This window comes from Streptomyces sp. NPDC005648, assembly GCF_040605395.1.
Taxonomy (GTDB): domain Bacteria; phylum Actinomycetota; class Actinomycetes; order Streptomycetales; family Streptomycetaceae; genus Streptomyces.
This window is the reverse complement of sequence record NZ_JBEXCS010000032.1, coordinates 43,500-62,238: the sequence shown is the minus strand read 5'-3', so window position 1 is coordinate 62,238 and position 18,739 is coordinate 43,500. Positions and strand designations below refer to the sequence as shown.

Here is an 18,739-nt window from a genome sequence, read left to right as displayed (position 1 = left end):
GGCCGGGCCGACACCTGCGGGTGGCTCACGCTCCCGGCGTCTGGGACGGCGTCTGCGGCTGCGCGCGGCTCACGTCGTACACACCCGGGACGTTGCGCATGGCGCGCATCAGTCCGGGCAGGAGGGCCGCGTCGGGGAGTTCGACGGTGTACGAGTGCCGGACGCGCTGCCGGTCCGGGGGCTCGATCGTGGCGGAGACGATCTCGGCACCTTCCAGAGCCATGGCCTCGGTGAGGTCGGCCAGGAGGTGCGGGCGGCCGAACGATTCGGCGAGCAGGGTGACCCGACACCCGGTGGTGTCCCCCCAGCGCACGCCGACCTCCGCACGCCCCCCGCTCTTCATGCGCGCCACGGCGGAGCACTCCACGCGGTGCACGGTGACCACGCCACCGCGGACGGCGAAGCCGGTGACCTCGTCGGGGGGCACGGGAGTGCAGCAGCCGGCGAGACGGACGGTCGCGCCGGGGTGGTCGACGATGACTTCGGGGTGGGGGCGCGCGAGCGAGCCCTCCGGGGCGGGGCGGGGGACGGACGCCGGTTGTTCGGCTTCTCCCGGGTCGTCCTCCGTGGGGTGGGTCGCCAGCCACCGCTGGATGGCGATACGGGCCGCGGGAGTGTGGGCGTGCTCCAGCCACTCCCTGGAGGGCTCGGAGGCCGGGTCCTGGCCCATGAGGAGCTGAACGGTGTCGCCGTCCCTGAGAACCGTGCTCAGGGTCGCCAGACGGCCGTTCACGCGGGCGCCGATGCACGCGTGCGCGTCCTCGCCGTACTGCGCGTACGCGGCGTCCACGCAGGTGGCGCCGTCGGGCAGGCCGAGGGTGCCGCCGTCGGGGCGGAAGACGGTGATCTCGCGGTCCTGGGCGAGGTCCTCGCGCAGGGTCGACCAGAAGGTGTCCGGGTCGGGTGCGGCCTCCTGCCAGTCGAGGAGGCGGGAGAGCCAGCCGGGCTTGGTGGGGTCGACGCGCTCGCCGTCCGCCGGCGCGGCGGGGGCGGGCGCGTACGGGTTGCCTAGCGCGATGACGCCGGCCTCGGCGACCTGGTGCATCTGGTGCGTGCGGATGAGGACTTCGGCGACCTGGCCGTCGCCCCGGGCGACCGCGGTGTGCAGCGACTGGTACAGGTTGAACTTCGGTACGGCGATGAAGTCCTTGAACTCCGAGACGACGGGCGTCATACAGGTGTGCAGTTCGCCGAGGACGCCGTAACAGTCCGCGTCCTCGTTGACCAGCACCAGCAGCCGTCCGAAGTCGGCGCCGCGCAGTTCGCCGCGCTTGCGGGCGACGCGGTGGACGGAGACGAAGTGCCGTGGCCGGATGAGGACTTCGGCCTGGATGTCGGCCTCGCGCAGATGGCCGCGCACCTCGTCGGCGATCTCGGCGAGGGGGTCCTCGGCGCGGGAGGCGTTGTCGACGATCAACTCGCGTGTGTGCTCGTACTCCTCGGGATGCAGGATCGCGAAGACGAGGTCCTCCAGCTCGGTCTTGAGTGCCTGTACGCCGAGCCGTTCGGCGAGCGGGATGAGGACGTCACGGGTGACCTTGGCGATGCGCGCCTGTTTCTCGGGGCGCATGACGCCCAGGGTGCGCATGTTGTGCAGCCGGTCGGCGAGTTTGATCGACATCACGCGGACGTCGCTGCCGGTGGCGACGAGCATCTTGCGGAAGGTCTCGGGCTCGGCGGCGGCGCCGTAGTCGACCTTCTCCAACTTGGTGACGCCGTCGACGAGGTAGCGCACTTCCTCGCCGAACTGCTCGCCGACCTGATCGAGCGTCACGTCGGTGTCCTCGACGGTGTCGTGGAGCAGAGAGGCCGTCAGGGTCGTGGTCTCCGCGCCGAGTTCGGCGAGGATGAGGGTCACCGCGAGGGGGTGGGTGATGTACGGCTCACCGCTCTTGCGCATCTGGCCGCGGTGCGAGGATTCGGCGAGGACGTAGGCACGGCGCAGGGGGTCGAGGTCGGCGCTCGGGTGGTGGGCGCGGTGGGCGTCCACGACATGGCCGATGGCGTCGGGCAGCCGGTCACGGGCGGTGGGGCCGAGCAGGGCCGCACGCCCGAGGCGGCGCAGGTCGATCCGCGCCCTCCAGCGGGCGGCAGGGCCCGCTACCGAACCTGACGTGGCGGGATTCGTGGCCTCCGCACTCATGGGCACCTCCGGCTGCGTGGACCGGCGGACGGGGTGCCCCAGGGCGGACACGGCTCAGGGGATGGCAACGGTCCCCCGTCCGGGCCGGTGCTTGATGCTACCGAGCCCATCACGTGCGTCCGACCGCCTCTCGCCGAGCGTGAAACGGATCACCCATTCGAGCGATGGTTTTGAGGTTTACGGTTTCGCGCCAGGTTAATGGCGAGCGCCCGTGCTTTTGAACGCCCGGTTGCCGCCTCAGTAGTTGACACCTGCACCATCCGGCACGGATGCCTGCGATCCCAAGCCGTCGCCCGCTCAGCCGGCGAACGATTCCAGCCAGTCGTTGTCGATCTCGCCTTCGGCGACGATCACCGCCGGACCGGTCATCTCGATCTCACCGTCGGGCCGCTCGGTGATCACGAGGGTCCCCCCGGGCACGTCGACGGTGTACGTCACCGGGGAGCCGGTGACGGCCGGGTCGGCGCCGTCCCTGCGCGCGGCGGCCACGGCGACCGCGCACGCGCCCGTGCCGCACGAGCGGGTCTCCCCGGAGCCGCGCTCGTGCACGCGCAGGGCGACGTGGGAGGGGCCGCGGTCGACCACGAACTCGACGTTCACGCCATCCGGGTAGACGGAGGCGGGGCTGAAGGGCGGCGGGTCGTGGAGGGGACCGGCGTGCGCGAGATCGTCCACGAAGGCGACGGCGTGCGGGTTGCCCATGTTCACGTTGGCGGCGGGCCAACTCCGCTCGCCCACGCTCACGGTGACGCTCTCCTCGGGGAGGCGGGCCCTGCCCATGCCGACCGTGATGTCGCCCTCCTTGGCGATGTGCACGGTCTTGATGCCGCCACGGGTGGCGATGGCGAGGTCGCCCTCGGTGGTGTGACCGGCGCGCTGGAGGTAGCGCGCGAAGACGCGCACGCCGTTGCCGCACATCTCGGCGATCGAGCCGTCGCCGTTGCGGTAGTCCATGAACCACTCGGCCTCGTCCGCCATGTGCCGGGCCTCGGGGTGGGCGGCGGACCGGACCACATGGAGGAGCCCGTCGCCTCCGATGCCCGCGCGTCGGTCGCAGAGGGCGGCGACGGTGGCCGGGGGGAGGTCGAGGGTGTTCCCGGGGTCCGGGATGATCACGAAGTCGTTCTCGGTGCCGTGGCCCTTGAGAAAGGCGGTACGCGTGCGCGGGCTCATGCGTCGATCGTAAGGGAAGGCCGTATCCCGCCCGCAGGCCCGTGGAGACCGGCCGCCCCCATCCGGCGGCAGCCGCAGATCCAGTAGTACGGCCCCGCGCCCCCCTCGGGACGCTAGCGCAGCCTGGCCACGCGCCAGACCGCGAGCACCACCACGGCGGCGACCACGACCACGTACGCCAGGACCACCCGCCAGTCGGGCCGTCTGCCGGAACCCCGCTGCGGAAGTCCGGGCCACGTGTAACCCACGCGGCGCGCCGCCATCATGCCCCAGCCTGCCGCGCAGGAGCAGATCAGCAGGCCCAGCATGGCGATCACCGCACCGCTGTCGCCGAAGTCGAAGGCGAGCGGGAAGGCGAACATCAGGGAGCCGACCGCGGCCAGGGCCACGATGGGGGCGAGCTGCCAGATGCGCAGACGGCGCTGCGGGCGCAGCTCGACCTCGACCTCGGGGCCGCCCGGGAACATCTCCTCGGGCTCGGGGCCGTCGGCGGTCACACCGCCCTCGTCCGGCCCGTCGGGGCTCAGACGGTCGCCGTCCTGCTCCGTTTCACCGCTGTCGACGGTGAGGGGCTCGGTGCCTTGTGCGGTGTCGCGAGGGCCGGCCTCCATCGCCACGCGCCCTCCCAACTAGGACTCCACTTGGTCGATCGAAGCACGATGATGGCACGGCACCGGAGGCCCGGATGGCAGCCGGAGCGTCCCGATGCCATGACGTGATCAGGCTGTGACCGGTCGTTCGACCAACGCCAGTGCGAGCTGCGGAAGTTCTGTGAGATGCGCCGCAGCCCCACTCAACCAGTGCACCCGGGGATCGCGCCTGAACCACGAATCCTGTCGGCGCGCGAAGCGCTTGGTGGCACGGACGGTCTCGATGCGCGCCTCCTCCAGCGTGCACTCCCCCGAGAGCGCCGCGAGCACCTGCTGGTAGCCCAGCGCGCGGGACGCCGTGCGCCCCTCGCGCAGACCTCGCGCCTCCAGCGCGCGCACCTCGTCGACCAGTCCGGCGTCCCACATCCGGTCGACGCGGCGGGCGATGCGCTCGTCGAGCTCGGGGCGGGCCACGTCGACACCGATCTGGACGGTGTCGTAGACCGAGTCATGGCCCGGGAGATTGGCGGTGAAGGGTTTGCCGGTGATCTCGATCACTTCGAGGGCACGGACGATACGGCGGCCGTTGCTCGGCAGGATCGCCTGCGCGGCCTCGGGATCGGCGGCGGCGAGACGCGCGTGCAGCGCGCCCGACCCGCGCAGGGTGAGCTCGTCCTCCAGACGCGCCCTGACCTCGGGGTCCGTGCCGGGGAACTCCAGGTTGTCGACGGCCCCCCGGACGTAAAGGCCGGAGCCGCCGACGAGGATCGGCCAGCGGCCCTGGGCGAGCAGGGCGTCGATCCGCTCCCGGGCCAGTCTCTGGTACTCGGCGACCGAGGCCGTGACCGTGACGTCCCAGATGTCCAGGAGGTGGTGCGGGACACCGCCGCGCTCCTCGGGCGTCAGCTTGGCGGTGCCGATGTCCATCCCCAGGTAGAGCTGCATGGAGTCGGCGTTGACGACCTCACCGCCCAGTCGCTGGGCGAGAAAGACGCCCAGATCGGACTTTCCGGCCGCGGTCGGTCCGACGACGGCGATGACTCGGGGGGCGGAGGGTGCGCTGCTCACCGCACCAGTCTCGCAAACCCCGGGCAGTGTCCTCGAACGAGTTACGTGACGGGGCGTGACCGGCGTCGTTGCCCGTTGCGAGGTTCCGTCGCCGGTTTCGGGAGACGGCGACCCGGGCGACGCAAACGGACGCACCGGACGACGCGGGATTTCCCCCGCACGAGTAACGTATGGAGTGGATATGGGCGTTTTCGCACGACTTCTCCGGAGGTCGAAGGCTACGCAGGAGGCGTCAGCCGCCGAGGCTCAGGCCGGTGCACCGACGGCCGAACCCGCGGCGGAGGAGGCGGCAGAGGCGAAGGGGTCGGCCGAGGCCGGAGTCGTGGAGCGGACCGAGGCCGAGGAGAAGGCGGCGGAGACCGCCGAGGCCGACTCGGGCGAGGGCGTCGAGATCCCCAAGCAGCAGTCCGCCGAGGAGGCGGCCGACAGCGAGGCCGGCGAGGGCGCCCGCACGTAACCGCGCCGTGCGCGGGTACCCCCGGGAGCGAAACCGGACCCGGGCTACAGGGAAGGTGGACCATGGGTCTCCTGAACAATCTGAAGGCCAAGCTCTCCCCGGCCAAGGACAAGGTCTCCGGCCTCGCGCAGCAGCACGGGGACAAGATCTCGCACGGTCTCGACAAGGCCGCCAAGGTCGTGGACGAGAAGACCAAGGGCAAGTACAGCGGCAGGATCCAGACCGGGACCGGCAAGGCCAAGGGCGCCATGGACCGACTCGCGCACAAGGGCGACGCGGGAGCGGACGGCGGGGCGGTACCGCCGGACACCTCGACACGGCCGGCTCCCTGACGGCGGCACGGCACATCGGCAGCACGGCACATCGGCAGCACGGCCGCGGAGCCACGGAGGCTCCCGGCCGTCCGCCGTTTCCGGGTTGCGACGGCGCCCCCATGCATGGGAGCCCATACGAGGGGCCCCCATGCGACGACGGCCCTACGACCAGGTCGCGACCAGGTACCCCACCCCGTACGGCGCGTCCTCGTACAGCAGCGCGCCGGCGAGGTCCGCGTCCTCGGCCGCGCCCGCGAGGACCTGCCAGGGGGCGCGGCCCGATGCCTTCAGCTCGTACGCCAGCTCGGCGTCGAGTGCCTTCACGGCCGCCACGTCCGCCGCCCCCAGCGCCCGTGCGACCTCCGCGTCGAAGGGTGCCGCGCGCTCGTCGAGGTAACCGGGTGCCTTGAGCGTGCGGCAGGCGCTGGCGTCGCCCATCACCAGCAGCGCCACCCGCTCGGCCCGGGCGGCGATGTCCCTTCCGACTTGGATACACCGCTCGGCCGCGAGGGGTTCCCCCACACCGAGTCCCTCGACCGGTGCATCGGCCCACCCGGTCCGCTCCAGCAGCCATGCGGCGACGGCGAGCGAGGGCGGCAGCTCCGGCCCGCCCTCCGTGCCCTGCCCCGCGCCCAGCCGTACGTCGACGTCCACCCCGAACCCGCGGAAGGACCCCGGCGTGCCCTGCGGGTGCGTCCCGCGCCCGCTCGGCACGGCCGGGCCCACCGCCACCAGCAGGTCCGGACGGGCGGCGGCCAGCAGCCCGAGCGCGTCCGTGCAGGCGGCACGCGCGGCGTCCAGCTCGGGCGCGGCGCCCGCGGCGACGTCCGGCACGAGGAGGGGCGGGCAGGGGCAGACGGCTGCGGCGACAAGCATGATCGGCAGCCTAGCCCCAGGTCCAGGGCCAGGACTCGGACGCGGAGTCCGGATCCGTGCCCCACACCAGCTCGGCGAGCCGGTACACCACACGCTGTGTGGACATCACGCCTTCGATGCTCACGTAGTAGGACTCTCCGTCCCCGACCCGGTAGACCTGCCGGCGCTTCTGGCGCAGGGCGACGCCCGGGCGGTGGTTGCAGGCGATCTCGTACAGGCGAGCCCGGGCCTCCTCCACGGTGCCCTCGAAGCGCGCCACCTCGTTCAGGTCGTACTGGTTTCCCAAATGGCGGTCGACGACCACCACCCAGCGCCCCATGCCCCCGCCTCCCTGTGCCGCCCCGGTCAGTCGCAGCCGCAGCCGCTCCCCGCCGCCACCGGCAGCGCCTCCGGCACCCCGATCTTCGGGAGGCCCAGCATGACACCCGCCGGCTTCGCCGTCTCCGCCTCGTTCCGCTTCTCCCACGCGTCACCCGCGCGCGTGCGGCGCACATCGAGGACGGGGCCCTCGGCGAGGAGGTGGTGCGGGGCGGCGTAGGTGATCTCGACCGTGACGACGTCTCCGGGGCGGACGTCCTGGTCGGGCTTGGTGAAGTGGACCAGGCGGTTGTCGGGGGCGCGGCCGGAGAGACGGTGGGTGGCGCCGTCCTTGCGGCCCTCGCCCTCGGCGACCATCAGCTCCAGGGTGCGGCCGACCTGCTTCTTGTTCTCGTCCCAGGAGATCTCCTCCTGGAGGGCGACGAGACGCTCGTAGCGCGACTGCACGACCTCCTTGGGGATCTGGCCGTCCATGGTCGCCGCGGGGGTACCGGGGCGCTTGGAGTACTGGAAGGTGAAGGCGTTGGTGAAGCGGGCCTCGCGGACCACGTGCATGGTCTGCTCGAAGTCCTCCTCGGTCTCGCCGGGGAAGCCCACGATGATGTCGGTCGAGATCGCCGCGTCCGGCATGGCGGCACGCACCTTCTCGATGATCCCGAGGTAGCGCTCCTGGCGGTAGGAGCGCCGCATCGCCTTCAGGACGGTGTCCGAGCCGGACTGCAGGGGCATGTGGAGCTGCGGCATCACGTTCGGGGTCTCCGCCATCGCGGCGATCACGTCGTCGGTGAAGTCGCGGGGGTGAGGGGAGGTGAAGCGCACCCGCTCCAGGCCGTCGATCGTGCCGCAGGCGCGCAGCAGCTTGCTGAAGGCCTCGCGGTCGCCGATGTCGGAGCCGTAGGCGTTGACGTTCTGGCCGAGCAGGGTGATCTCGGAGACGCCCTCGTCGACCAGGGCCTCGATCTCGGCCAGGATGTCGCCGGTGCGGCGGTCCTTCTCCTTGCCGCGCAGGGCCGGGACGATGCAGAAGGTGCAGGTGTTGTTGCAGCCGACGGAGATCGACACCCAGGCCGCGTAGGCGCTCTCGCGCCGGGTCGGCAGGGTGGACGGGAACGCCTCCAGCGACTCGGCGATCTCGACCTGCGCCTCCTCCTGCACGCGCGCGCGTTCCAGCAGCACGGGGAGCTTGCCGATGTTGTGGGTACCGAAGACGACGTCCACCCAGGGCGCCTTCTTCACGATGGTGTCCCGGTCCTTCTGCGCGAGGCAGCCGCCGACCGCGATCTGCATCCCGGGCCGCGAGGCCTTCCTGGGGGCGAGGCGGCCCAGGTTGCCGTACAGACGGTTGTCGGCGTTCTCACGGACCGCGCAGGTGTTGAAGACGACGACGTCCGCGTCGCCGTCGGAGCCCTCGGGGGCTCGGACGTAGCCCGCGTCCTCCAGCAGTCCGGACAATCGCTCGGAGTCGTGGACGTTCATCTGGCACCCGTAAGTGCGAACTTCGTATGTCTTGGGTGACTGAACGTCCACTGCCGGGCTCCGGTCGCTGCTGATGGTCATGGGTCAAGGGTAGGCGGTCGTGAACGCCCCCGGCGTCGGCCTCCGGGAGGCACTGGAGGAACTGGCGGTCACCTCGCCACCTGCACGCATTTCCCGCCCCCCGGACCGGTGGGGCGATCGAGCCACTGACGGAGACCGGCGGGACGGTGCCGAAGCGCCGGCCCGCCGGTCGGTCATGCAGGTCGGGACCGGGTCAGGACGCGCAGTAGCGTCCGTTGCCGTCGGGACCGAGGGTGGGAGAGAACTCGCTGCACGGGGTGAAGTAGTTGACGAGCGGGTTGTATCCCTCGGCCTGGAGCACGACGTGGTCCGCGGACACCCCTCCGGAGGTTCCGTAGGGGACGTTCCAGGTGTAGGTGTAACCGCTCCTGCTGATGGTCACGGTGCCGTACGGCGCCCACGACCACTGGGAGTTCGCCGTGCCGGTGTACCTGTACAGGGTGGTGCCCTCCACCATGTAGTAGCCGCAGACGTAGGAGTCCGTTCTGTAGTTGATGGTCCAGGCGGCCCCGCCCTGGCAGCCGGTGATGCCCAGGGTCGGTGTCCAGAAGTAGAGCCGGCGGAACGAGTACGGCACCAGGAAGTCCGCGGAGATCGTGGCGGTCGTCGCCGTCGCGGAGACCCTGACGTTGGTGACGGTCTTCCCGCCGGGCAGCGCCAGGGTCTTCACCACGGCGGTGTTGCTGGGCGCCGAGTCGGTGCCACCGCCGGTCTGGGCGATCACCCTGATCTCGTAGCTGGAGCCGCCCGGCGTCAGCCCGCCGACCGTCGCGCTCGTCATCGAGCCGGGAACGGTCGTGATCACACCATTGACACTGATCTTGTAGCGGGCGGCACCGGCGGAGGCCCCCCAGGTGAGCGTCGCCGAGGTGTAGTCGTACGACTTCACCGTCAGGTTGGCCGGTGCAACGGGCGTGTTGGTGGTGCCGGCGTAGGCGCTGGCACCGGCGACCGTGGGGGTGCCGCCCTCGACCGCGTTCTGCTCGGCGTTCCAGTAGCTGTCCGCGGGCAGTGTGTCGTACGGATTGGACAGGGTGTCGTCGGTGATCTCGACGTATCCGGCGCCGCGGTCCTTGGCCTTGGCGGCCACCTCCGCGACGTGGTCGGCGCTCACGCCGTAGATGATGTGCCAGATCTCCGAGGAGCTCTTCGGGGTCCAGCCCAGGTCCTTGTAGTTCAGGGCCGCGTTGGAGTTGGTGCCGACATATCCGGTGTAGTCGCCCTCGTAGGTCAGCAGCACGTCGGCGGTGCCCTCGTAGCACTGCGGAACGATCGTGCCCGGGTTGAGGACGGTCAGCGCGCCGGGGTGGCTGCGCTTCACGTAGTCGTTGACCTCCGTGTACCAGGACGGGACCTGGTTGCCGGAGCCGCACTCGTTGTAGCCGTCGTCGAAGAAGATGCCGCCCATGGAGCTGCCGTACAGGCTGTACCAGGAGTTGATGTCCTCTTCGATCTGCTGCGTCCAGTCCGCGGGGCTTGTCGAACCCAGTCGGGTGGCGCGCCCGTCGGCCAGCCCGAAGTAGCCGGTGTCGACATAGCCGAGCACCTTCTTGCCCGACGCGGCGGCCTTGTCGATGACGTCACCCCAGGCGCTGTTCTTCTCGGCACCGGGTCCGTTGAGGACGTTGGCCACCACCACGCTGGTCTTGCCGGTGGGTGAGTTGATCAGCCGGGTCCACGCGCTGTCGGTCGGGTAGATGTACGAGGCGACGGCGATCTGCTGACCGATGGCGCCGCCGACCCGCTGGCGGATGGCCTGGATGAGGGCGGGGTCGAAACCCGCGAGGGCGTCGGCGATGGCGTTGAGCGGCTTCGAGAAGATGTTCAGCTTCGCGGCCAGGTTCTTCAGGGAGGTCTGCATGGTCGTCGTGAGCGCCAGACTGCCCTTCGTGGCCCATTCGAGGACCGTGCCGCCCGCTCCGCCGACGACAGCGCTCATCAGGCCGACGGCGAAGGCCTCGGCCAGCACCGAACTGCTGCCGATCGGCCGCCCGTCGAAGCCGACGTTCTGGATCATTTCACCGGAGAAACCGATGGCGAAGCCCATGACGGCTGCGCAGACCGGGGCGACGAAAGGGCCGCCGGTGCTGAGGATGGTCAGGCACGCCGCTCCGGCGACCACGCCGATCCCCCAGGAGGCGGCGGTGCCGATGAGCTTCTGCCACCAGTTCGCGGTGGTGGACACCTGCGCGGCGGGCACCACGAACACCATGCTGTTGCCCTTGGCGTAGACGTTCCCGTCGAAGGTGACGCCGCTGACGCTGGTGTCGCCGTCGTACAGGTGCAGGTCGTACTTGCTCGCCTGGGCGTCGGCGTACCGGCTGAGGATCTGCCCGCCGTCATGGGCGGTGTGGAAGGCGTCGACCGCCTCCTTGATCTTCGCCGACGCGTCGCCGCCGGTGATGTCGACCGACACCACGACGTCGTTGCCGCTGGTGGTCAGCGCGGCCAGGTCAGAGGGGGCGTTCGAGGCGCAGCCCATGCGGAAGGTCGCCCCGAAACCGTCGGACTGGGTGGTCGAGAAACCGGTCGCGGCGTCGACGTCGATTCCGCAGGTGCCGCTGGTCGCCGCCGAGGCGGCGGGGGCCGACAGTCCGAACACGGCCAAGGCGAACGAGAGGGCCGACAGAATCGCGCGTAGGCCGTTTCTCGACCGTGTTCGGTTCAGGCGTAACGGCCGCTGACGATGTGACATGGAGCATTTCCTCTTTCGGCAGCACAGATGTCGCAGCCAGGACGGGGAGCACGGACCGGCAGGACCCGCCCGCCCTCTCACACCGGCGTGACACGGGCAAGGCGGCCAGAGTGCCGCTCCCGAAGGCCGGGACGTGGGTGCACCGGTACCCCTCGCGGAACCCACGCCGCGTTGACCGGTGCAGATCAAGAATGTGCCGGAATCCGACAGTTCACAAAATCGTGAACGCCACGGGAGAGCCGACCGGACAGGCCCCACCCGCCCGAACGGAAGTCCTCCTCTGCCCTGCCGGACGGCTCTGCCCGGTACGCACGGACATCAGCTTCTGCTCCATCGGGCAACCTCGCCGGATCCGACCGGACACCCTGGGGGCGAGTCCGCCGAACATCCCCAGACATAACTTCGGCAAAGCCTCGAACCGTCCGGTCGGGAACGGCGCCGTCACATCCGGACCCCCACGCTCCGGTGGCCGGCACCGTGGAGCGCGGGGCCCGTCGAAGTCTGCTCCTGAGGACGGCGAAAGCGGATCGAACGGCGACTGGCGCCGACCGGGCTCGGACATGGGTGGGTCACCCGTTCTCGGAGCAGCCCCGGATCCGCGTCCTCACCGCGCCGCGCCGATCGGGACCCGTTCGTCCAGCAGGTCCTCGCCGCGCAGGTCGGACCAGAGCCGCGCCGGAATCCCGGCCTCGAAGGCGGCGACGTTGCGCCGTACCTCGTCGGCGGAGCGCATGCCGACCACGATCCCGGTGACGGCGGGGTGGAGCAGAGGGAACGCCATGGCGGCCTGGGGGACGGTCACGCCGTGCGCCTCACAGACGTCCGCGATCCGGTTCACCCGGTCCAGCAGCTCCGGCCCGGCGGGGGCGTAGTCGAAGCGGGCTCCCTCGGCGGGGCGGTCCGTGGCCAGCAGGCCGGAGTTGAAGACCGAGGCGGCCAGGACGGAGACCCCGCGGTCGACGCAGACGGGCAGCAGCTCGTCCAGGGCGCTGTGGTCCAGCAGCGTGTAGCGCCCCGAGAGCATCACCACGTCCGGGTCCGTCTCCCGCACCAGCGTGGCCAGCTTGCCGGGGTGGTACATGCCCGCGCCGATCGCGCCGACCACTCCCTGCGCGCGCAGCTCGGCCAGGGCCGGGAAACCCTCACGCAGGGCGGCCTCGAAGTGCCGCTCGGCGTCGTGCAGGTACAGCACGTCGATCCGGTCGAGGCCCGTCCTGGCCAGCGAGTCCTCGACGCTGCGCAGCACGCCCTCGCGGGTGAAGTCCCATACGCGGCGGTGGGTGGCCGGTACGGCGAACGCCTCGTCCATACGGCCTGCCGGGTCCTGGGGCACGAGCAGCCGGCCGACCTTCGTCGACAGCACGGACTCCGCCCGCGGCCTGCTCCGCAGCAGTTCGCCGATACGGCGCTCCGAGTGCCCGATGCCGTAGTGGGGCGAGGTGTCGAAGTAGCGGATACCGCTGTCCCAGGCCTCCGCCAGGGCCTCTGCGGCGGTGTCGTCGTCCAGCGGCGCGAACAGCCCGCCCAGCGGGCCTCCGCCGAAGCCCAGTTCGGTGACCTCGACGGAGCTGCGGCCGAGTCGACGTATACGCATGCTGCGTTTCCCCTCGTAAGCGGTTTCTACTTCCGTCCGGTCACACCGGTACTACACGGCCCCGGGGTTCTTCAACAGCACGCCCGCCGCACGCCCCGGCGCACCCGCCCCACGCTCCGGCGCGCCCGCCACGGGAACAACCTCCCCCCACGGGAACAACCTCCGGCGTCCCGGGCACTGACAGTCCGTCAGTGGGCGAGTAGATTACGGCCGCCAGCAATCTGCACAACGTCAACCGCCCGGTTCTCCGTCTGGAGGTCCCATGCGACGGCGCGTTCGCGGGACAGTCACAGTGCTGATCATGGTCGCCGGCGCAGCCGCGTGCGGTGGCTCCGGCTCGGGGTCGAGCGGCCCCTCCGCCTCGGACGGGAGCGGGACCACCACTGTCGAGGTCGGCGTCATCCCGATCGTCGACGTGGCCCCGCTCTACCTCGGGCAGCGGAAGGGGTTCTTCGGCAGCCGGGGCATCAAGCTGCGGATGGTGACCGCGCAGGGAGGAGCGGCGATCATCCCCGGGGTGGTGAGCGGGCAGTACCAGTTCGGCTTCAGCAATACGACGTCCCTGATGCTCGCGCAGGTCAAGGGCATCGCGATCGAGTCCGTGGCCAACGGCGCCGCCTCCAACGGCAAGGCGGGTCACGACGTCACCGGTGTGCTGGTCAAGAAGAACAGCCCCATCAAGTCCGCCAAGGACCTCGCCGGACACTCGGTCGCCGTGAACACCCTGCAGAACATCGGGGACACCACGGTGCGCGAGTCGGTCCGGCTGGCCGGCGGAGACCCGGGCGAAGTCAGGTTCGTCGAGATCCCGTTCGACCAGATGCCCGCCGCCCTGGACGGCGGCCGGGTCGACGCCGCCTGGATGGCCGAGCCCGCCCAGACCATCGCCGAGGCGCAGGGCGCGCGGGTCGTCGCCTCGCCGTTCGAGGAGACGGACCCGAAGCTGACGGTGGCGACGTACTTCACCTCCACAAGGCTCGCCCAGCAGAACCCCGGCCTGGTCAAGCGGTTCACCGAGGCGATGAACGAGTCCCTGGGCTACGCCTCCGCCCACCCCGACGAGGCACGCCAGGCCCTCACCACGTACACCAAGATCAGCGGCGATGTCCTGAAGAACCTCGCCCTGCCCAGCTGGCCCCCGCGGGTGGATATGGCCTCCCTGCGGAAACTGGCCTCCCTGAGCGAGCGGGACGGCCTCTTCGGCGGCAAGAAGCCCGATCTGGACGCGCTGTTCCCATGACCCCTTGGCCGTCTTCCCTCATGCCTCATGCCGCCTTGACGGTCGTCTCTCATGACACCGTGACGGTCGTCTTCATGCCGAGCTGCTGATGTCCGTCGACCGGGCAGTAGACCTTGTAGGTGCCCTTCTTCAGCGTCACCGTCACGGACGCCTGCTGCCCGCCCTGGATGTTCTGGGTCCTCACGTCCGCCACCCCGGGGCCGTCCACCTCCAGGGCGTGCGTCGTCTTGCCCTTGTTGTCGGCGGTGAAGGTGTACACGCCCGGCGCGAAGGCGCTCCGGGAGAGCTTCAGGGCGTACTCGGTCTCGGTCACCGTGACCTTCGTACCCGAGCCCGCCTTGGCCGCTCCGGTGCTCTCGGCGGCCTTTCCGCCACCTCCTCCGCCCCCGCTGGAGCAGGCGGCCACGAGAAGGGCGGCGGAGAACCCCAGCGCCGTGGCCTGGAGCGCGGTCCGCTTCGCGATCACCATCTGGCTCATCCCCTTCGGGGCCGCCCGTGAGACGTCGGGCTTGTCTCTTTCTGTGTCGAGAGGCCCTCTATGGGGGATACGAACGCATGGGTCACGTTGTTCAGCCATTCACGCCCGTCGTGACTCCATCAGCGGCTGGATGCGGGTGCCGAAGTTCTCGATGCCCTCCAGGAAGTCGTCGAAGACCAGCATGATCCCCTTGGTCCCGGGCACCGCGGCGATCTCGTCGAGCATCCCCGCGACGGTCTCGTACGAGCCGACCAGCGTCCCCATGTTGAAGTTCACGGCGCCTTCGGGCAGCACGATGGTGCGGGCGGTCGAGGAGTCGTCGGCGCTCGTGTCGGTGGCGGACTCCCCCGCCATGTAGGCGAGCGCCGCGTGGTCGGCGCCGTCGTGGTACTCCTGCCACTTGGCCCGGGCCGCCTCGTCGGTCTCGTCCGCGATGACCATGAAGAGGGACAGCGCCCCGACGTCGCGGCCGCTCTCCCCGGCCGCCTCGACCAGGCTCGCGGCGGTGTCCGCGAAGGCGAGCGGGGTGTTCACTCCGCTGCCCAGGATGAAGTTGTAGTCGGCGTGCTCGGCCGCGAACCGTATCCCGGTACCGCTCTGCCCCGCGGCGACGACATCGATGTGGCCGTTCGCCGGGCGCGGGGACAGCACACAGTCGTCCATCTCGTAGAACGCGCCCTTGAAGTCACTGACGCCGTCGCGCCACAACTCGCGCATCACGGTGACGTACTCGACGGCACGCGCGTACCGGTTGCCGAAGTGCTCGTCGCCGGGCCACAGGCCCATCTGGGCGTACTCGCCGGGCGCCCAGCCGGTGACGATGTTGACGCCGAAGCGGCCGGGGGCGATGGAGTCCACGGTGACCGCCATGCGCGCGACGATCGCCGGCGGCAGGGCGAGGATCGGGGTGGAGGCGTACAGCTTGATCCGGTCCGTCACCGCGGCCAGGCCGGCCATCAGGGTGAACGACTCCAGACAGTGGTCCCAGAACTCCGTCTCGCCGCCGAACCCCTTGAGCTTGATCATCGACAGGGCGAAGTCGAGCCCGTGCTCCTCGGCCTTCCGTACGACGGCCTTGTTCAGCTCGAAACTCGGCAGGTACTGGGGGGAACTCTTGGATATGAGCCAACCGTTGTTGCCTATGGGGATGAAGACACCGATGTCCATGATCGGAGAATTGCCCGCGTCACCGACGTGTACACCGGATGCCCGGTCAACTCTCCCTGCGTGACCGGCCGTTGCCACAGGGGCAGGACAGGAGAAGAACAGGAGACGGATGGCGAGAATCCGTGAAACAGGTTTCGAACTAAAAGGGGAACGATAAGTTCCCAGCATGAACGCACGGCTCGCTCTCCTCGGCACAGTGGCCCCCGGAGTGACGGAGAGCGATGTCTTCCGGCTGGCTCTCGGACACGCGGTCGGTGAGCTCGGCGCGCTGGGCGGAACGATCCATCTGCGCGGCCCGATGTCCGCCCTGCGACTGGTGTCGTCGGTCGGTCTGCCGCCCGCCCTGACCCGCTCCTGGGAGATCGTCGACCAGGAGGGACCGCTGCCCCCGGCCCGCGCCCTCCATCAGGGCAGTGGCCTGTGGACACCGATGGACGCCGTGGCGCCCGAGCCGCCGGCGGACTGGCCCGGCACCGGCCTCGCCGGCCTGCCGCTGTTCAGCGGGAAGCGCAGCATCGGCGCGCTGACCGTCCTGACCGGCGAGCCGGGCGAGCCCACCGAGGAGCAGTGGGAGTTCCTCCGGGCCGTGGTCGCCTGGACCGAGGACCGTATCGCCCAGGCGCCGCCGCCGTCCGGACCCGACCGGTCGGAGTTCCACGGCGAGCGGCTGCGGCAGGCCCTGAAGGAGGTCCGGGTCGGCTCCTGGGACTGGGACATCCGCTCCGGCGAGCTGATCTGGGACGAGGCGGCACTGGAGCTGTACGGCACCCGGCCGGCCGACTACACCGGCCGGATCGAGGACTGGATGCGGATCGTCCACCCCGACGACCTGGCACCCACTTTGGCGGCGGCCCAGCAGGCGATCCTCGACGGCACGGTCTACGAGGCCGAGTACCGGGTACGGCGCCTGGACGGCACGTTCGGCTGGACCCAGGCCCGCGGCCGGGCGACGTACGACGACCGGGGCGAGCCACTGCGGATGATCGGCGTGGGCTGGGAGAGCAACGAGTCGCGCCGGGCGCGGGACGCGCTCAGCCGGGCCCTGAGACACATGAGCGACGGCTTTCTCGCGGTGGACGACGAGTGGCGGATCACCTTCGCCAATCTGGAGGCGGAACGGCTCCTGGGCTTCTCGGAGGAGCAGTTGTTCGGACGCCTGCTGTGGGCGCTGCCCTCGGCGCGCCGGATCCCGGGCCTGAAGGTCCACTGTCTGCGGGCCGCGGCCGAGGAGAAGCCGGCCGGTTTCGACGTCCATCTGCCGGACTCCGGGCAGCGGTTCCATCTCCGGCTGGTCCCGGGGCCCGACGGGCGCACCCTCTACTTCCAGGACGTCACCGAGAAGCGGCGGCTGGCGGAGGAGCGCCAGGCCTCCGAGCGGGCCGCGGCCGAACGGGCCGTGCGTATCGCCGAGCTGACCACGGAGCTCGCCAAGGCCACGACCTCGCAGGACGTGGTGGACGCGGTCGCCCGGCGCGTGCTGCCGCCGTTCGCCGCCACGGGGCTCATGGTCCAGGTCATCGAGAGCGACCGGATGCACCATGTGGGCGCCACGGGCTACTCCGACGCCTTCCTCGACTTCGTCGACGGCCTCCCCCGGTCGCTCAAGGGCCCGATGTGGGACCCGGTCGAGACCAGCACACCGATGTTCCTGTCCTCGCCCGAGGAGTTCGTCGCGCGCTATCCCGCGCTGGGAGACCTGCCCGAGCGCTCCGGCAAACGGGCCTGGGCGTTCCTGCCGCTGACGGCGTCCGGGCACACCTTCGGCGTGTGCATCGTCTCCTTCGACCGGCCGCGCCGGCTCACCGACGAGGAGCGCGCCCTGCTGACCACGATCAGCGCGCTCGTCGCCCAGTCCCTGGAGCGGGCCCGGCTCTACGACGCCGAGCACACCCGGTCCCGCGAACTCCAGCGCAGTCTGCTCCCCCAGGCGCTGCCCGACCTGCCCGAGTGCACCGCCGCCGCCCGCTATCTCCCGGCCGGCCAGGGCGCCGACGTGGGCGGCGACTGGTACGACATCATCCCGCTCTCCGGCGGGCAGGTCGCGCTCGTCGTCGGTGACGTCATGGGTCACGGGCTGCCGGAGGCGGCCACCATGGGCCGGCTGCGCACCGCCGTGCACACCCTGGCCGACCTCGAACTGCCGCCCGGCGAGATCCTGGGCCACCTCAACGACATCGTCGCCGGGATGGGCGAGACGTCGTACGCCACCTGTCTGTACGCGCTCTACGACTCCACCACCGGGCGCTGCTCCCTGGCCCGCGCCGGGCATCCGCCGCCCGCCCTGGTCCACCCCGACGGCAGCGTGCACTTCCCGGAGCCGGACGCCGACCCACCGCTGGGGGCGGCCGAGCCGCCCTTCGAGACGGTCGACCTCCAGGTGCCCGAGGGCAGCCTGCTCGTGCTCTACACCGACGGGCTGGTCGAGTCGGCGAAGCGGGAGATCGACGAGGGCATGGCGGAGCTGGCACGGCTGCTGGGCACGGCCCACCGGGACGGGACCGCGGTGGACCTGGAGCGGCTGTGCGACACCCTGACGGCCGGTCTGCTGCCCACCGAGCAGCAGGCCGCCGACGACGCCGCCTTCCTGGTCGCCCGGCTGCACGCCCTGCCCACCGAGCGGATGGCCTCCTGGCCGCTGCCGGACGACCCGAAGGCGGCCGGCCTGGCCCGCCGCCACATCCGCGACCAACTCAGCACCTGGGACCTGGACGACCTGGTGCCCACCACGGAACTCCTGGCCAGCGAACTGGTCGGCAACGTCGTCCGCCACGCCAGGGGCCCGGTCCGGCTTCGACTGCTGTACGGCGCCGAGTTGGTCTGCGAGGTCTACGACGGCAGCCAGACCATGCCCCGCATCCGCCGCGCCACCGAGACCGACGAGGGCGGCCGCGGTCTGCAGCTGATCGCGGCCCTGTCCGGTCGGTGGGGTGCGCGCTACACCCCGAGCGGCAAGTGCATCTGGGCCGAGCAGCCCTTGCTGGCCGGGGAGGGGCCGGACCGGGAGGACACGCTGGAGTTCATGTTCCTCGACGCGGCCGGGCTGGACGGCGACTGGGACATATAGCCGCG

General features: G+C 70.8%; 15 protein-coding genes. 4 read left to right on the top strand and 11 right to left on the bottom strand.

Going from position 1 to position 18,739, the window contains the following annotated elements; translation table 11 throughout:
- Positions 1–25: 25 nt before the first annotated feature.
- From ABZT17_RS20085 to miaA, 4 genes are all read right to left on the bottom strand, one after another.
- On the bottom strand, positions 26–2,143 hold the full coding sequence (locus ABZT17_RS20085; protein ID WP_356350675.1) for an HD domain-containing protein: 2,118 nt from the start codon (positions 2,141–2,143) through the stop codon (positions 26–28).
- Between the two features lie 297 nt (positions 2,144–2,440).
- Positions 2,441–3,316 carry a diaminopimelate epimerase gene (gene dapF, locus ABZT17_RS20080; RefSeq protein WP_356350673.1) on the bottom strand — a complete coding sequence of 292 codons (876 nt, stop codon included), beginning with the start codon at positions 3,314–3,316 and terminating at the stop codon, positions 2,441–2,443.
- Between the two features lie 113 nt (positions 3,317–3,429).
- Complete coding sequence (locus ABZT17_RS20075; protein ID WP_356350707.1) at positions 3,430–3,927, bottom strand: hypothetical protein; 498 nt, start codon at positions 3,925–3,927, stop codon at positions 3,430–3,432.
- 108 nt (positions 3,928–4,035) lie between these two features.
- Positions 4,036–4,974 carry a tRNA (adenosine(37)-N6)-dimethylallyltransferase MiaA gene (miaA, locus tag ABZT17_RS20070; protein WP_356350671.1) on the bottom strand — a complete coding sequence of 313 codons (939 nt, stop codon included), beginning with the start codon at positions 4,972–4,974 and terminating at the stop codon, positions 4,036–4,038.
- A 181-nt stretch (positions 4,975–5,155) separates the two neighbouring features.
- On the opposite strand from miaA, the gene ABZT17_RS20065 reads away from it, so the two are divergent.
- Together ABZT17_RS20065 and ABZT17_RS20060 are read left to right on the top strand one after the other, a co-directional pair.
- Complete coding sequence (locus ABZT17_RS20065) at positions 5,156–5,431, top strand: hypothetical protein (protein WP_356350669.1); 276 nt, start codon at positions 5,156–5,158, stop codon at positions 5,429–5,431.
- Positions 5,432–5,493: 62 nt separating this feature from the next.
- Entirely contained in the window at positions 5,494–5,763 is a 270-nt protein-coding gene (locus tag ABZT17_RS20060) for an antitoxin (RefSeq protein ID WP_356350668.1), read from the top strand.
- Between the two features lie 144 nt (positions 5,764–5,907).
- On the opposite strand, the gene ABZT17_RS20055 is transcribed toward ABZT17_RS20060, so the two are convergent.
- From ABZT17_RS20055 to ABZT17_RS20035, 5 genes are all read right to left on the bottom strand, one after another.
- A complete protein-coding gene (locus tag ABZT17_RS20055; protein ID WP_356350667.1) occupies positions 5,908–6,621 on the bottom strand; it encodes a class III extradiol dioxygenase subunit B-like domain-containing protein in 714 nt (237 codons plus the stop codon).
- A gap of 10 nt (positions 6,622–6,631) precedes the next feature.
- Complete coding sequence (locus tag ABZT17_RS20050) at positions 6,632–6,940, bottom strand: hypothetical protein (RefSeq protein WP_356350665.1); 309 nt, start codon at positions 6,938–6,940, stop codon at positions 6,632–6,634.
- Between the two features lie 26 nt (positions 6,941–6,966).
- Positions 6,967–8,496: a tRNA (N6-isopentenyl adenosine(37)-C2)-methylthiotransferase MiaB gene (gene miaB, locus ABZT17_RS20045; protein WP_356350664.1), complete on the bottom strand. Its 1,530-nt coding sequence runs from the start codon at positions 8,494–8,496 to the stop codon at positions 6,967–6,969.
- Between the two features lie 193 nt (positions 8,497–8,689).
- On the bottom strand, positions 8,690–11,098 hold the full coding sequence (locus tag ABZT17_RS20040) for a spherulation-specific family 4 protein (protein WP_356350663.1): 2,409 nt from the start codon (positions 11,096–11,098) through the stop codon (positions 8,690–8,692).
- Positions 11,099–11,795: 697 nt separating this feature from the next.
- Complete coding sequence (locus ABZT17_RS20035; protein WP_356350662.1) at positions 11,796–12,785, bottom strand: aldo/keto reductase; 990 nt, start codon at positions 12,783–12,785, stop codon at positions 11,796–11,798.
- A 262-nt stretch (positions 12,786–13,047) separates the two neighbouring features.
- Here ABZT17_RS20035 and ABZT17_RS20030 point away from each other — a divergent pair, with 262 nt between their 5' ends.
- On the top strand, positions 13,048–14,025 hold the full coding sequence (locus ABZT17_RS20030) for an ABC transporter substrate-binding protein (RefSeq protein ID WP_356350661.1): 978 nt from the start codon (positions 13,048–13,050) through the stop codon (positions 14,023–14,025).
- A gap of 49 nt (positions 14,026–14,074) precedes the next feature.
- On the opposite strand, the gene ABZT17_RS20025 is transcribed toward ABZT17_RS20030, so the two are convergent.
- Together ABZT17_RS20025 and rutA are read right to left on the bottom strand one after the other, a co-directional pair.
- On the bottom strand, positions 14,075–14,494 hold the full coding sequence (locus ABZT17_RS20025; RefSeq protein ID WP_356350660.1) for a plastocyanin/azurin family copper-binding protein: 420 nt from the start codon (positions 14,492–14,494) through the stop codon (positions 14,075–14,077).
- Positions 14,495–14,602: 108 nt separating this feature from the next.
- Positions 14,603–15,670: a pyrimidine utilization protein A gene (gene rutA / locus ABZT17_RS20020; protein ID WP_356350659.1), complete on the bottom strand. Its 1,068-nt coding sequence runs from the start codon at positions 15,668–15,670 to the stop codon at positions 14,603–14,605.
- 166 nt (positions 15,671–15,836) lie between these two features.
- Here rutA and ABZT17_RS20015 point away from each other — a divergent pair, with 166 nt between their 5' ends.
- Entirely contained in the window at positions 15,837–18,734 is a 2,898-nt protein-coding gene (locus tag ABZT17_RS20015) for a SpoIIE family protein phosphatase (RefSeq protein ID WP_356350658.1), read from the top strand.
- Positions 18,735–18,739 lie beyond the last annotated feature (5 nt).